Source organism: Halalkalibacter lacteus, from assembly GCF_036663595.1.
GTDB lineage: Bacteria > Bacillota > Bacilli > Bacillales > Bacillaceae_D > Halalkalibacter > Halalkalibacter lacteus.
The window spans coordinates 1-15,693 of sequence record NZ_JAWRVL010000040.1; the positions used below are offsets into that span (position 1 = coordinate 1).

The 15,693-nt window shown below is 36.6% G+C and carries 16 protein-coding genes; 2 read left to right on the forward strand and 14 right to left on the reverse strand.

Going from position 1 to position 15,693, the window contains the following annotated elements; genetic code table 11:
- Positions 1-203: 203 nt before the first annotated feature.
- The 4 genes from SAZ04_RS19455 to dcuS all read right to left on the reverse strand — a co-directional run bounded on the left by SAZ04_RS19455 (position 204) and on the right by dcuS (position 3,060).
- Positions 204-422 (reverse strand): hypothetical protein, encoded by a 219-nt coding sequence (locus SAZ04_RS19455; protein ID WP_332698468.1) that lies wholly within the window; start codon positions 420-422, stop codon positions 204-206.
- 46 nt (positions 423-468) lie between these two features.
- Positions 469-636, reverse strand: a complete 168-nt coding sequence (locus tag SAZ04_RS19460) for a hypothetical protein (protein ID WP_332698471.1) — start codon at positions 634-636, stop codon at positions 469-471.
- A 125-nt stretch (positions 637-761) separates the two neighbouring features.
- Positions 762-1,469, reverse strand: coding sequence for a response regulator (locus tag SAZ04_RS19465; RefSeq protein WP_332698474.1), 708 nt, complete (start codon positions 1,467-1,469; stop codon positions 762-764).
- Positions 1,462-3,060 (reverse strand): DcuS/MalK family sensor histidine kinase, encoded by a 1,599-nt coding sequence (dcuS, locus tag SAZ04_RS19470; protein ID WP_332698477.1) that lies wholly within the window; start codon positions 3,058-3,060, stop codon positions 1,462-1,464. Before dcuS ends, SAZ04_RS19465 begins: the two co-directional genes overlap by 8 nt.
- Before the next feature lie 472 nt (positions 3,061-3,532).
- On the opposite strand from dcuS, the gene SAZ04_RS19475 reads away from it, so the two are divergent.
- A complete protein-coding gene (locus SAZ04_RS19475; protein WP_332698530.1) occupies positions 3,533-3,946 on the forward strand; it encodes a spore germination protein in 414 nt (137 codons plus the stop codon).
- 313 nt (positions 3,947-4,259) lie between these two features.
- Here the strand turns inward: SAZ04_RS19475 and SAZ04_RS19480 are convergent, their stop codons facing one another.
- Complete coding sequence (locus tag SAZ04_RS19480) at positions 4,260-4,949, reverse strand: Crp/Fnr family transcriptional regulator (protein ID WP_332698480.1); 690 nt, start codon at positions 4,947-4,949, stop codon at positions 4,260-4,262.
- 242 nt (positions 4,950-5,191) lie between these two features.
- Between SAZ04_RS19480 and ric the strand changes: the two genes are divergently transcribed.
- Positions 5,192-5,899, forward strand: coding sequence for an iron-sulfur cluster repair di-iron protein (ric, locus tag SAZ04_RS19485; RefSeq protein ID WP_332698483.1), 708 nt, complete (start codon positions 5,192-5,194; stop codon positions 5,897-5,899).
- A 272-nt stretch (positions 5,900-6,171) separates the two neighbouring features.
- On the opposite strand, the gene SAZ04_RS19490 is transcribed toward ric, so the two are convergent.
- The 9 genes from SAZ04_RS19490 to SAZ04_RS19530 form a co-directional block, all read right to left on the reverse strand.
- Positions 6,172-7,293, reverse strand: coding sequence for a TIGR04053 family radical SAM/SPASM domain-containing protein (locus SAZ04_RS19490; protein WP_332698486.1), 1,122 nt, complete (start codon positions 7,291-7,293; stop codon positions 6,172-6,174).
- Between the two features lie 394 nt (positions 7,294-7,687).
- Positions 7,688-8,596: a Ppx/GppA phosphatase family protein gene (locus SAZ04_RS19495; RefSeq protein WP_332698489.1), complete on the reverse strand. Its 909-nt coding sequence runs from the start codon at positions 8,594-8,596 to the stop codon at positions 7,688-7,690.
- A 206-nt stretch (positions 8,597-8,802) separates the two neighbouring features.
- The gene (locus SAZ04_RS19500; protein WP_332698492.1) at positions 8,803-9,534 is read right to left on the reverse strand and encodes an exonuclease domain-containing protein; all 732 of its coding nucleotides are present in this window, start codon (positions 9,532-9,534) and stop codon (positions 8,803-8,805) included.
- Position 9,535: 1 nt separating this feature from the next.
- A complete protein-coding gene (locus tag SAZ04_RS19505) occupies positions 9,536-10,519 on the reverse strand; it encodes a DUF294 nucleotidyltransferase-like domain-containing protein (RefSeq protein ID WP_332698496.1) in 984 nt (327 codons plus the stop codon).
- A 35-nt stretch (positions 10,520-10,554) separates the two neighbouring features.
- Entirely contained in the window at positions 10,555-11,829 is a 1,275-nt protein-coding gene (locus SAZ04_RS19510; RefSeq protein WP_332698498.1) for an ammonium transporter, read from the reverse strand.
- 203 nt (positions 11,830-12,032) lie between these two features.
- A complete protein-coding gene (locus SAZ04_RS19515; protein WP_332698501.1) occupies positions 12,033-12,854 on the reverse strand; it encodes a MetQ/NlpA family ABC transporter substrate-binding protein in 822 nt (273 codons plus the stop codon).
- Positions 12,854-13,882: a uroporphyrinogen decarboxylase family protein gene (locus SAZ04_RS19520; RefSeq protein ID WP_332698504.1), complete on the reverse strand. Its 1,029-nt coding sequence runs from the start codon at positions 13,880-13,882 to the stop codon at positions 12,854-12,856. Before SAZ04_RS19520 ends, SAZ04_RS19515 begins: the two co-directional genes overlap by 1 nt.
- 70 nt (positions 13,883-13,952) lie before the next feature.
- Positions 13,953-14,612, reverse strand: coding sequence for a methionine ABC transporter permease (locus SAZ04_RS19525; protein WP_332698507.1), 660 nt, complete (start codon positions 14,610-14,612; stop codon positions 13,953-13,955).
- A complete protein-coding gene (locus SAZ04_RS19530) occupies positions 14,609-15,631 on the reverse strand; it encodes a methionine ABC transporter ATP-binding protein (protein ID WP_332698533.1) in 1,023 nt (340 codons plus the stop codon). The genes SAZ04_RS19525 and SAZ04_RS19530 overlap by 4 nt, the downstream gene beginning before the upstream one ends.
- Positions 15,632-15,693: the final 62 nt, after the last annotated feature.

Below are 15,693 nucleotides of genomic sequence, written 5' to 3' on the forward strand. Positions count from 1 at the left end.
TAAATTGCCCGTATAAACGGTTACAATCGTTATCGTTAAAAATATAGCAAACCAAACGATGGGCAATCCTAAGATTTCCACTTTACTTTTTGGACTTAACTCATACAGCTTTTCCTTATTTTTTATAATCTCTGTATCTTCGAACTTTTTTGCTGTTTGTTCCATTTTTCTCACTCTCCTTCATATTTGTCTATTTATAAGCATTAACTCGTTATTAAAAAAGCCTTCTTGCTTTCCACCGCTGTATTCGTAACCGCTTCCGCAACTACTTTTGGAACTTCCTTATCAAGTGCGTTAGGAATCACATACGTTGGACTTAACTTGTTATCTGGTATCATATTTACAATCGCATAAGAGGCTGCAATCTTCATCTCAACCGTTATATCTGTTGCACATGCATCAGCCAAAAACCGCTGTTCCATCCGTCACAACCGCCACCATATTCCCTCTTGATGTAAGATGATTGATTTAATGTGGATTTTTCACAATCTCCTTACATACATCCCCTACTCCTGGCGTGTACACAAGGCTTAAATCTGCTTCACTATTTATCTCTATTTTACTAACTACCTCTATTTTTCCTATATGCTGACGATGTAAGCGAATCGCTTCTTCTTTTAAATAATTATGACTCATTTCATACCCCTCTCTGTTGTAATCGCTTTCAACTATCTATCCATAGTTTAATAAATTTGAATAATTTGCGATAGTTTATGTAACTTAATAAACCTATTGTAATTAAAAAAAGCGACCTAAGGCCGCTAAAAAAAGTGCTGAAATGTTGAGTTAGTTAAGTCTTTGTTTACATATAAATAAACAGGTCTTCCTATTGCCCCATAAGTCATTCTCTCACCAAGAACTCCGATTTCCTTTAAATATTTAATATATTTTCTAACAGATACTCGTGATATCTGTACTCGTTCGGCGATTTCATCGGTTGAAAAAGGCTCCTCTTCCTTCTCTAGAATCGCGTTGACAATAATTTGTAATGTATTTGTCGTTAACCCCTTCGGTAATGACGTTAGTTTTTTTTCATTTTGATGAAAAATTTTACGATCTAGTTCGTCTTGTTTAAAGGAGTTTTGTTTTTTAAGCAAAATGTGCTTTTCTCTATAGGTCGTTAAAGCTTGATTAAATCGTTCAAATTCAAATGGTTTAATAATATAATCAGATGCCCCGTATCTCAATGCCGTTTGGATCGAAGCGACATCATCAGCTGCTGTAACGAGAATCACATCTATCTTCCATTTATTTTTCGCTCTGATATGTTGTAATAACTCAAGACCATTTTTTCCTGCCATAAAAATATCTAACAAAATTAAATCAATGTCCTCTTCTTCAATTGCTTTCATTGCTTCCTCAAAAGATTTCGTGATCCCTGCTAATTCAAACCCTTCCACTTCTTTTAAATATCGTTTATTGAATTCTGCTACCATTGGGTCATCATCTAAAATTAATACCTTAATCAATAGGATCCACCTCTGCTTCATATGGAATTTCAACTGTAATTGTCGTTCCGAATCCAGCAAACGTATCGATCATCAGGTTACCACCGAGATGATCGATGCTTGTTTTCACTAGAGCTAAACCATAGCCTCGGTCTTCTCCCTTTGTTGAGAAACCTTTTTCAAATATATCCGCTACATCTTCTGTTTTAATACCTGACCCTGTATCTTTAACTACCATTTTTAATAAATTGTTATAATGAGAAAACTGTAAATCGACTTTTTTAAATTTACGATCTTCAACTGCCTCGATCGCGTTGTTTATTAAATTTCCTAGGATCGTAATGATCTCATGAATCACATCCGATGATCTCGTTTTCGGAATGACATTTTCACTTTTGATCGTTAAATCTACCCCACACTCTCTAGCATAACTTAATTTCCCTAATAAGAACCCTGATAGCACTGCATCTTTAATGTCTATTACTTGTCCAATTTCATGATTCTTGTGATTCACTAATTGAAGAATAAACGTTTTTAATTGTTCATATGCACCGATCCGAACCATCCCTAGGATCACGTGGAGGTTATTCTTGACTTCATGAGACTGTGCACGGAGAGCGTCAACATATAGTTTTACTCCAGTTAACTGCTTTGCAAGCTCTTTCACTTCTGTCTTATCTCTAATCGTTGAAATCGCACCGATGATTTGGTTATCGACAATGAGCGGTACACGATTGACTAATAATGAGATTCCATTTATCGTTAGTTCTGCACCAAGCTCCGACTCTCCTGTTTTTAAGACGCGATCTAGACCGGTCGTAGGTAGATACGTCGATACATCCATTCCAACTGGTTCTTTTGGCAAACCAGCTTTTTTAAATAGCTTCTGCGCTGATTTATTTACAAGTGTAATCCGTCCATTTTTATCAACAGCAATAATCCCTTCATGGACAGATTGAAGCATCGCATTTCGTTCTTCAAAAATTTTCGCAATGGTAGGGGGCTCCAGCCCATATAATGTTTTCTTGATGTAATTTGCAATCAGCAGCGCGCCAATCAAGCCTACTAATAATCCGAAAAGAGAGCCTAAAACAATATTTTTATGATTTTGATCGATCGTCTGCTGAATATTTTCTAAAGAGATCCCAACGGCAACTGCACCGACTTGTTCATTCCTTTCGTTGATAACTGGGGTAAACGACCGAAGCGAGGTCTTTAATGTTCCTTCTGAAATTGAACTATATTCTTTCCTTTCAAATACGAGTGTTTCATCTCCACCTTCAAATGACTTTCCTACTAACTCACTATTCGGATGAGAATAACGAATCCCTGTCATATCCATCACAACAACAAAAAGAACATCGGCCGATTGACGAACTTTGTTGGCATACTGCTGAATTTCCTCTGCCTTTTCCTCTTTTAAACCATTTTGTACAATCTCTGATTGCGAAACAATCCTAGCAATCATCAGTGCCTTCTCTTCCTCGTTACGAATACTATTATCATTTATTGATCGGCTAACTAAAATATCTGTCATTAGTAAGGAAAGAAGGACAATCATACAAACGAGAAAAATAATAATGGTACGCATTTTAAACTTTCTTTTTAGCAATAGCTTCCTCTCTTTCTTATTCCTCTTTAATAAATTAGGAACAACTATACTGTTCTAATAATAATAAAAAGGCTCTTTAATCTCAAATGAAAGAGAATCTCATTAGACCTTATAGTGGTTGTTCAAAAAGGTTGATTTTCACTTTTTTGAACAACCTCTAAGCAATAAGCGGAGCCATTGCAACACCCTTTAAGTAAGTTAAAGGGTCATATGAGTAAAAAAACAAGAAACTTCCGCATTTATCGCATCCTTTGGGAGATTTAATTTTTCTTTAAGACACCTAAACATTTTAACCTTAATTTTTTTGAATAGATAATATATGTTTTGAAATAATAACTATAACTACATACATTAAAAAATAGTATAACCTACTGGCTTGAAATGGGGATTGCATTATTATGATTCAGACAAAGGAAAATTCAATAGAAAATGAATACATAAAAGCAAGCCTATCAAAAAGTTTAGAGATATCATTAAAACGTTAGGAAATAGTTCTGATTTAGTTATCAGAAAACTTCTAATCGAGAAAATGATTAAACTAGCGATTATTTACATGGATGGGTTAGCCAATCAAGAATTCATTCAGGACGATATAATAAAAGGGTTATCAAATGGATTCTCAAATAATTTTTCTTTGCAAAATGATACTATTCAATTCATAAAAGATACATCAATCATGGTTTCTGAAGTAAAAGATATTAATAAATTTGAAGACCTTTATAAATGTTTCGTTACTGGTGATACGATCATTTTACTAGATGGCTATACAACAGGGTTAGCAGCAAGTACAAAAGGGTGGGAAGAAAGAGGGGTTGACGAACCTTCAATACAATTTAAATTAGTAACTCAACTTTCGTACATCGTATCCTTTCCACGAAAAAATTAAACTGCATAAAAGATTGCCTTCAATTAATTTGAAAAACAATCTTTTTTGTAAGTTTATGTTCCCTTCACCAATCCTTTTCCTGCACCTCAACCTAATTGAGATACTTCGTAAAGAAGCTGAAATTCTCTCGATACTGTTTTAACATATTAGGAGCTCGACATTCTGCGATCTTTACTTCGATAAACAACGCGAATAACTCATTCATTTATCCTTTTTCTATGTTCCACATAATAACCAGTAACAATGTAACAAAAAGACTTGTATTAGTTTGTGAGTTAAATCACACGGTGCAAAGTGATTGAAGGCTAGTTTTTTAAATAATTTCATCTTCCAATTTCTCTGAACTGATAAGAAAATAACCCTCTTCATCCGTATCAATCAGCTCTTTGTTCCGCAAACGGTTAATCGTTCGGTTCATTGTCTCTCTCGATGTACCTATCATATTGGCTAGTTGCCGATTCGTAAAATGGGCTGTAAGTTTGTATTGATCATTAATCCTCACACCGTTTGATTTACATAAACGAAGAAGTAACATCACAATTTGTTCATACGTGTCACGAAGAATTTTCTCTTCTAATCGATTCTGAAGATCTACGATTTTTTCTCCTAAAACTTTGAACATTTTAATGCAGAGTTCAGGATATTTAAGAAGGATCTTCTCAAACTCCCCAACTGGAATGACAATTAACTCGGCTGTCTCAAGGATCTCAGCATGTGCTGGGAAGTTCCCTTTCCGGAAAAAACCAGCGTGAGGAAACATATCTCCATCTTGAAGAATGGATACAATTTGTTCTTTCCCTGACAGATCAGTTTTATTGATTTTCACCTTACCAGAATGGATAAAAAACACTCGATCAAGTGGATCACCTTGCATGAAGACAAATGACCTCGCCGGATACGTCCGTAATAGCGAAATATCGACGATCGGCTGAATCTCTTCTTCTGAAAGCTCCTTGAAAAGAGACACTCCCTGTAAATGACTTTTAATGACCTCTAATTTCATATCTAAAACTCCTTATTTGCTTCAAGTAGCTATAATCTTAACTTCAATTGTACTAAGTCAGTAACACGATAACTGTGATTAATATCATAGTTGGAATTTGGAAAAACGCATGTATTTTATATCATGCGTTTTTTTGTCAGGATAAACTTAACAGGTGAGACGTGATGTATATCACTACGTAAACAATGAATCGTTGATATCCTTTATCTAGATCCAAAATTTGAATCACTGGAGGCATTATTATGGAACAAACATTTACTGAAACTTCTGTTATAGGTGAAATCGTAACGAAATTTCCAAAAGCGAGTGACCTTTTTAAATCATATCGTATCGATTTTTGCTGCGGGGGAAATCGTCCGCTTATTGAAGCAATTAATGAGAGAAGTTTATCCGCAGAGGAAGTTTTAACAAACCTGAATACACTCTATCAAGAAATAACGGCATTAAATGACTCAAGAATCGAGTGGGAAAGAGCATCGTATAGTGAACTAATTGATTACATTATCAATAAGCATCATCGCTATATTAATGAAGAGTTGCCATTATTAAGTCCATACGTTACAAAAGTATTACGCGTCCATGGAGCTGGACAACCTCATTTAGCTCAAATCCATCGATTGTTCCATGAATTACGTGTTGAGTTAGAGCAGCATTTAATTAAAGAGGAAACAGTAGATTTCCCTCTTATTTTAGAAGTTGAGCAAAACCGGACGGAGGAAAACTATAAAAAATTGCAAAAAGTCGTGGATGAGTTAGAAAATGAACATAGCCATGCCGGCAATATTTTAAAAGAACTTCGTGATGTTACAAACGATTTTACCCCTCCAGAAGGAGCTTGCGGTACATATCGTCTAGTCTATCAGCGTCTTGAAGACCTCGAATCTGATCTGTTCCAACATATTCATTTAGAAAATAATGTGTTGTTCCCGCGTGCAGTCGCACAAGCCTAAGGATTAGGAATCTTTTAACAGATTCAGTCGAGAAAACTTCATTTACCAGTAATCTAGAGAACAATACAGATATTTTAACAGTATGAAGCGCATTGGATTTTTCCAATGCGCTTTTCACTACTTATTATCGAGTTCTTCAACTGCGTTGTTTGCCAAATACGCATTAAAATAAATAGGACAACTTCACGGTTGCCCTATGCTTTCCGGTCTTTCCTCTGTTTTTCCGATCTCCACGGTTCTCGCAAAGACGGTAACGGTGCTATTGTTATGTTCTATTTTGCTTTTTCCTGTTTTCTCATTGACTTTGGAATGTATACACAAAATGGTTCACTTTCCATATAATCTCCCGTCATCGCGTAGGCTCTAGAACGAGATCCCCCACATACATATCGAAACTCACAAACACCACACTTACCTTTATACTTATCAGGATTACGTAAATCTTTGAAAATAGGTGAATCGCGATAGATTTCCGCTAATGGCGTTGTGCGAACATTTCCTGCTTTAACAGGCAGCAATCCGCTTGGAAATACGTCCCCCGTGTGCGAAATAAAGACAAAGCCGTTAGCATCATTGACTCCTTTTGGTGCCCGTCCTAGTCCATCAAACGGACCAGTCATTCCGTTCATCAATGCATCCTGATAGTGAATAGCTTGAGCAGGGTTGGCATTTTCTCTCATCTTTTGTTGAATCACGACACGTCGATAATGCTGTGCAGCGGTTGTTTTAATATCAAAAGAAACCTTTTTACTTAACTGATGAAGCCAGCGAAACACCTGTTCATGCTCTACTGGTGAAATCATATCGGTTTCCTTCCCCCGTCCTATTGGTACGAGGAAAAACACGCTCCAAAGTACGCAATTTAACTCTTCTACTAATTTAGCCATTTCTTCAAGCACATCAACATTATACCTCGAAATCACGGTATTAATTTGGATCGGGATTTCCAACTTATGCAGATGACAAATCGCGTTCATTGTTAACTCAAACGAACCATCCGTACCTCTGAAATGGTCGTGTATGGCAGCTGTTGGTCCGTCCAAACTAAACGCCCATCTAGCAAGTCCTACGTCCTTTGCTTTTTGAATCGCTTCTTTCGTAACATTCGGGGTAGCGCTTGGTGTCATCGATACTCGGATCCCTTTTTTGATCGCATATTCTGCAATATCATATACATCAGGGCGCATTAGTGGATCCCCACCTGTAAACACAAGCATTGGGTTATCCATTTCATATATATCATTAATGAGTTTTTTTCCTTCTTCAAATGTGAGTTCAAGAGGGTGACGGTAGTACTGAGCCTCCGCCCGACAGTGCAGACATTTTAATTCGCATGCTCTTGTTAGTTCCCAAATAACGATAAATGGATTTTCATTAAAGTCACGATTAAACATACAATTCCCTCCAATCAATTCATCTCCATTATAAGCTTGTGTAAAATGTTCCGATGTGAGATACATCACGGAGGGATTTGAGAATATAGGCGTTTCTAAACTCTGTTAATTTATTCTTAAATGTAATGATCGGTATAGTATTTTCCTCTTTGATAATTTTATTACGATATGCCATTTGACAAAACAACAGTTCAACTAAATTACAAAATAAACTAAATATTTACAAAAATCTGACGTTATTGTAATATTTTTGTATAGACTTAATAGGTGGTTATTTTTATGGAGGGGTTTTTTATTTAATTACTATTGCACTGTTTATATTACAGAAGCAGAAATGATAGATTATATTATCAATGGAAAAACTCGTCGGGGTTCATGATAAATAACAAAACTACTAATTATATAGCTTCTTATTGATAAATTCCTCATAGATAACGCCATCTCTTATAGTTGTCTCACTGTAAATAAAATGGGGTGCTTGAGCAACTTCCATTAAAGTTAAAATCGTTTGTAATCCAGGAATAATAATGTCTTTCCTTTTTTTAGAAAGTCCATTTATTTTTGTGCGTTTGTTCATTGGTAATGATGATAGCTCTGCAAATCTCCTCTCTATTTCATCGTACCTTAATGTTGACTTAGATTTAGTTTGGAACATTCGAGCCAAACTCCTTGCACTACCTCCGATTCCAATAACGGGACAATTGGCACCCTCTAACCATGATAGACTTTGATATTGTGTTAATAAATAAGACTTTAGGCGATCCCATTGTTTGTCGCTTGCTTGCTCCCACTTTGTAAATTCATTATTTAGAGTAATAGCACCAAAAGGGAAACTATGGTAGTGAACCATATTCTGCTCTTGAAACATTGTGATTTCTGTACTCCCGCCACCAGTATCTATCGTTATTCCTTCCTTAATATTCATGGAATGGACGACTCCAAGGTATCCGTAATGCGCTTCTTCATACTCGCTTAACACTCTAAATGAAAAACCTGTTTGGTTTTCAATTTCTGTTAATATCTCTTTTTGATTGTTAGACAGTCTAATGACTGCCGTTGCAAACCCGATTATACGACTAATCCCATAGGAACAGGTAATTTTTTGAAATTCTAATAATGTACCTATAATTAGGTTTATACCTTCTTTCGTTACTTTCCTTTGGATATTTATATAGTTAATCAGTCGTGCTGAAACTTTAACCTTTTCAACCTCTTTATAATTACCTGTATCGTCAAGTTTGTATATTACTAAACGGATCGAATTAGACCCTAAATCAATAAGGGCAACAAGATTCTCTTTCATTTCCATCACTCTCTTCTTCGTTTAGATATACCTTCATTATAAATGAAAAAGGTAAATCTAATATTAAGTCAGCTTATAGAAATTGTAAAAAATTCACAACTCCACTATGCCGCAAACCAAAGCAAAACAGAAAAGCGATGGTGAAAGTTCCTGATCCCCAGTGCGTTAACGCACTGGGGATCAGGAACTAATTCCGGCAGCGAATTTCACAACTTTGCCAGATACCGATAGATATCCCGTAAATTTTGGCATCCTAACATCTGAACTTTTTTTATGTATATACTCCATAACTGTGCTGTCATCTTTGCATCCCCTAATGCATGATGCCTATTTTGAACCTCAATGCCGCATGTTTCACAATAGTCTTCCAATCGTGCAAGATTATTATTAGGTTCAGCAACCCGAATTAAAAAAGACGTATCAACAATTCGATGTTTGAATTTTGAATGGAATACCTTCCAAGAGGCAGATTCAAAAAATTTTTTTTCGTGATTGGCATGATGCGCTACGAGAATACGATGTCCCACATATTTATAAAACTGAAGGAAAACTTCTGAAAGAGGAGGAGCATCGTTTACTTCTTTTTCGGTGATCCCTGTTAATTTTTTAATTTCAGCGGGAACTTCCTTCTCATATTGTACGAACGAATAAAAGGTTTGGTTTTCTAAAACCTCCTCTCCTCTTACTTTCACCGCACCAATCGACAGAATTTGATCACCCTGCTCTGGGAAAAAGCCGGTTGTTTCAATATCAACAACAACCACATCCAACTCCTTTAAAGGAACCGTTAGCACCTGCTTTTCCTGTATTTCTTTTTGCATCTGCTTTAATAATGCTGCATGCTGAGGATTTGTTTGAGCTTCGATTGAAGCCAATGATGCTGAACCAACTTTCCCTTGTAACTGTTTCATAAATTGAATAATTTGAGAGAAATTCATATTAATTCCCTTTTAAAATCATGTTCTGAATGTACTGTTGGAACACGACCACATCTTTTAAAATCTGTTTTAATTCCATTTTTTGTTTCCGATTCATCACTCTTATTTTGAGATAATGAATATCTTCATAATTATCCTCTTTTTGAACATTCATTAGGCGAAAGTCCAACAGCTTTTTAAAATTCAATTGGTGTTTGAACACTTCTTGTTTATATCTCGAAAGGTGGGATAGTTGCTGGAAGCGAGATAAGGTTGAGGTCACATTAATATTTTCTTTTATCGCCAAGAGGCGTACTGCATTTACATATGGAAAAAAACCGTAATTCTTAATGTGGATGGAACCCGAATGAATTCCATGTGTTTCCGTCAAAAACTGCCCCAAAAAACCAATCCCTTTTTGAATACGCATCGTATTGTTTTGCAATCGGATTAAAAAAGAAGGAAATTCTTCAATATAGTTATAAATCAATTGTTTCAAACTTTGTACTATTTCGCTATTTCCTACTATTGTTCTTGCATCATAAAAAATAAGTAAGTAACGAATCGACTCCCAACTTGATTCTTCCATCCAATTAATAACCTGTGCTTGCCATTCTTCAATGGACCTGCACCATAACGGATTCGAACACATAACGTTCCCATCACAATAAGGATAACCGGTTACGTACAGACCTTTTGTAATTTCTTTCCCTAAAGCTTTAAAGTACTTATCCGACCGGTCATCTTTTCGTTCATAAACTAAACCGTGATCTTGGTCACTGACAATCGCTTGTTCAAATCTCCCTCCACTTCCCATTACAAACCAAGAAAAGTCCGATGGTGGGTCTCCAAACGTTTTCTTTAATTCGTTCATTGCAATGTCTATAACGCTATTCATCAAGTAATGATGAAATTGATTTACTTCATCATTACTTGATATATAGTTACTAATATGATCCACTCGCCATTGCCTTAAATTTTGATACTTGTCATTCGTTTCGTCCATCAACCTTACACCCCCGGACAAAGTGAAGCCGTTCGTTACTCGTTGTTTTCGTTCTGTTTTGAATGTAATAACTCTGGATATCCGTACGTACCGTGTTCACTTAAGTCCAATCCCATAATCTCTTCTTCCTCTGTAACACGCAATCCACTTAAACCTTTTTGCATTATGAGTAATAGTACGAACGAAACAATAAATGCATAAATTCCTGAAGCAAAAACACCAAGTGCTTGTACTCCAAGTTGTTTCAGTCCTCCTCCGTAAAAGAAGCCCGGTAATCCACCATTTAATTCTGCTAATTGAGGTGTTGCAAAAAAGCCTGTTGACAATGTTCCCCACACACCAGCAACACCGTGAACAGATAAGGCAAAGATTGGATCATCGACCTTTATTTTATCGAAAAACTTAATACTGTAGAAAACGAGTAAACCAGCAATTAATCCGATCAATAGAGCACTTCCAGGAGTTACATATGCACAAGAAGCTGTAATTGCCACTAATCCTGCCAATGCACCATTTAACATCGTCGGTACATCTGCTTTCCCAACAATCATCCATGAAATAAGAAGTGCAGCAATAGCCCCAGCTGAAGCTGCTAAATTGGTATTTAAAGCAACATACCCAAAAAAGCCATCTGTTACTTCTAATGTGCTGCCTGCATTAAATCCAAACCAGCCGACCCATAAAAGCAAAACGCCTAGTGCAGTAAACACTTGGTTATGCCCGTGTATATGATTAATCGTTCCATCTTCATTGTATTTTCCCATTCGTGGCTTTAAGAGTAGAGTAGCCGCAAATGCTGCCATCGCTCCAGTTAAATGAACAACGGTTGAGCCTGCAAAGTCTTGTTTTCCATGTCCTGATAACCATCCACCACCCCATATCCAATGGGCAATGACCGGATATACAAGAGCGGTGAACAACACTGAAAAAATCAAGTAAGATGCTAGCTTAGCACGCTCTGCGAATCCCCCAAATGCGATTGTTAATGAAATTCCAGCAAATGCAAGCTGAAATACAAAAAACACTGGGGTTGCTAGCCCTACCCCCTCTATTTCATAACCAGAATAGAAAAAATCTGATAGACCAACAAAAAAGTTATTTCCCTCTCCAAAAATAAAACCAAATCCTACTGCCCAAAAAATAATCGAAGCTATACCAAACGTAAATATTTTTTTCCCGGCAATATGTCCGGCATTTTTCATACGAGTCGACCCGACTTCAAGCAAAATAAACCCACCAACCATCAAGATAACTAAAATGGCTGCAAACATAACCCATAAACTATTTAATAAATAAAGTGTTTGATCCATGATATTCCCTCCCTACTTTTTTATAATTTGTTTAAAAAAACCTTAATTTATACATACGACGATTGCTTTTCGTTCAATCAGCAACTAAATTTCTCTATTCTTAATAATAGAAAAAACACATCCAATTTGAATGCGCTTCCCCCATTACATTAGATTACAAAAACTTGTATTCCACGACTAAATGACTGGTTAACTGGCAAAGACTATTCCCAAGCGTCTGGCATAATAAAACCATCATACTTGCTTTCAGATTCAATATACTCTTGGAATTCCTTTGATTCATATGCTACTTTCAAATCTTTTGCCCAATTTGTATCTTTGTCTGCATCTATTACCGAGACAATAATTCGATGTTCTAATGGTGTATTTTCAATTTTTAGTGCCTCTGTAATTTGTCTATCGGCATTGGCAATATAATTTCCATTAACAACTCCAAAATCAACGTCTTGAAGTGAAACTAAAATTTGAGCTGGGTCTAAAACTTTAAGATCAATATTATATGCAGCTAGCTCAACGCTATTTAAATTAAAATCTGTTTTCCCAGCATCTGGCTTCACTGTAACCCATCCTAATTCTTCTAATATCCTTACTGCACGTTCTTGGTTAACTGGATCATTGGGAAGGGCAACCGTTGTCCCATCCCCGACAGCATCAAGTGAATCATGTCTTACAGAATAAAGCCCTTGAGGTGCACTTGGAACATAAGCAATCCCTACCATCTCCATCTTTAATTCATCATTAATTCCTTCCATGTAAGCAGTACTTTGAAAAATACTTGCATCAATGGACCCTTCCTTCATAGCAGGGTTAAGTTGCATGTTTTGTGAAAATGTTCTCATTTCTACGTTATAGCCCATATCTCTTAATATAGGCATGATTCCTAACCGAAATTGTTCTTCATATGTTCCTACACCAAATCCTACTATAATATCATTTTTTTCCTCACCAGTTGCTGATTCACTCCCACAAGCACTTATGACAAACAAGAAACCCACTACAACAAGTAGGTACATTACTTTTTTCATTAGAAAGCCCCCTTTTTCATTACTGAATTTTGGAATTGATATAATGCCTCGTCTGTAACACTAGGTGGAATCGCACAATTTGGAGCTAACAAAAAGGGTTTACCTTCCATTTCTTTTAATGCTTTTTCTGATTCTTCTAAAATAAGACTACTGTCTTTTATAAACAATTCGTGAGCAACTCCACCAATCTTAGTAGCCTTAAGATCTGCATCCAATCCTGGATTCCCTGTAGCTTTTGTATCCCAACTAATGCCATCAATATCATAGTCATTAAATCGCTCAGGGTGAGCATATGCACCGCAAGTATGAAGAATGGTCTTTCCATTACTTACTGCATCAAGAACGATCGAATCATATGGCCTCGAAAATTCATTAAATGCATCTTCATGAAACAATTCAGGATGAGCTGTACCCGTTACAGCGTAAAAAACGCCGTCAATCCCTATGCTTTCTAATTCCTTTACATAGTCTGCTAGTGTTTCAGAAATAACACGTAATGCGTGATGGACACCTGCTCGTTGATTTACAAACAACGACTCAAGGATAACAGGTTCATCACTGCCATAGACAGTACTTGATGCATAGGCAGCTTGACCAGCTAAAAATAACAGGACAGTAAGTGGTGAGAAAATCGTTTGAGTTAATGGTGTGTCAGGCAGTCCTTCTCTTATTTTTTTAGCAGCATCCAACTGCTCTAACAGCGGAGGAGAGCTCGCTGGTTTCATTCTTTGAAGATCCCACACATCCTCAGGCTTGTTAATAGCGGCTAGCGTTTGTTTTGGAAACACCCAATTGTAATCATGAAAATCAAATGTGTTTCCCCAAATTTCTGCAAGATACGTAGCACGCGGGTTGATTTTTACCCAATCCCATTCAAATTGCTTTGTAAAAGCAATTGTCGTTTCAGCTAAATCATCGGCGTTTTGTTCTTTGTCTAGAAAATGTCTCCATCCACTAATAATTGGCCTATCAGTCAATTCTCCAGAAAGCAATGCTTCAAATCTCTCTTGTTTCTGCCACTCCTTCATCCAATTATTCCTCCTTTTTGCTATTGATTTATATGATGAAAAGAGATAAGTCTCTTTTTCTCATCTTTGTTTAATGACGCCTTACTTTTCTGGCAAGTACATTTCCTGCAGACTGAATGCTCTGTACAAAAATAATTAACACAACGACTGTGGTCACCATAACAAATGTGTCGAATCGCTGGTATCCAAATACGATCGCTAAATCACCAATACCTCCGCCACCAACTGTTCCAGCCATTGCTGTTGCCCCAATTAAACCGATTGTTGCAGTTGTTAGAGATAAAATTAACGATCCGAAAGCTTCAGGCAGCAAAAAGTACCAAATGACTTGAAACGGTGTTGCCCCCATTGCTTCTGCTGCTTCTACAATCCCCGGGTTGACTTCAAGTAAGGAATTTTCCACTAGGCGTCCTATAAACGGAGAAATAAAAATGATTAATGGTACGATGGCTGCGCTTGTCCCAATGGAGGTTTGCACAATCAAACGAGTAAATGGAATAATCGCTACCATCAAGATAATAAAGGGCAATGAGCGAACAATATTTATAATTGGATTTAACACTTGGTAGACGATTTTATTTTTTAATACTCCACCTGGACGAGTGACTACAAGTAGGATCCCAATCGGAATTCCAATTAACGATCCAATAAGCAATGAGAAACCGACCATATACAATGTTTCATTAATAGCACGCAAGAATTGATCCAATGTAATCGTTGTGGATATCATTTTTCTACTACCTCCTTCATTACAGCACCGTTATTTGTAAGATAAACTATCGCTTTATCAATTGCTGAGGGTTCTCCTTGTAGTTGAAGATACATATTAACCAGGGTCGTATCTTGCAGTTCACTTATATTTGCAAATAAAATATTCACTTTTACATCATGACTGCGAATTAAGGAGTCTACTAACGGTTCGGAAGCTCTATCGCCAATAATTTCTAGACTGTATATGCGGCTTCCATTTTCCATTTTTATCAAACGTTTTACACTCGGTGGAATGCTTTTATGGATGACGGTTTCCACAAACGTCTTTGTTGTTGGGTGTTGGGGATGTCCAAACACTTCAAGGACTGTACCTTGTTCAATAATTTCACCTTTTTCCATAACGGCTACTTTATTGCAGATTTCTTGGATAACGGACATTTCGTGGGTAATGATCATAATTGTAATGTTATACTCAATATTAATTTTCTTTAATAATTGTAAAATTGACCGGGTTGTTTGAGGATCTAAGGCGGAGGTTGCTTCATCGCATAGAAGGATAGATGGGTTGGAAGCCAATGCTCGTGCAATTCCAACACGTTGTTTTTGACCACCTGATAATTCATTAGGAAAACTACTGGCTTTGTCACTAAGTCCGACAAATTCTAGTAATTCCGTTACTCTCGCGTTTATTTCTCGTTTGCTCTTTTTTGATAGAATAAGAGGAAGTGCAACATTGTGATAAACTGATTTTGAATTTAATAAGTTAAAGTGTTGAAAGATCATCCCGATCCCCTTTTTTACCGTTCGCAATTCTCTAACAGTGAAGGAATCTAATGCTTTTCCTTCAACAAAAACCTGCCCTGATGTAGGTTTTTCAAGATAGTTAACGAGGCGGATTAACGTGCTTTTTCCTGCTCCACTATAACCAATAACACCATAAATATCTCCTTTTTCAACGGTTAATTGGATATCCTTTAATGCCTCATTCGTTATACCTTGCCGAAAGTATGTTTTGCAGACATCCTTTAGTTCAATCATTGCCATCAAGCATTCAGTCCTCTCCTCATTTTTTCCTTTTTCATTTTAAAGCCTCCTATCCA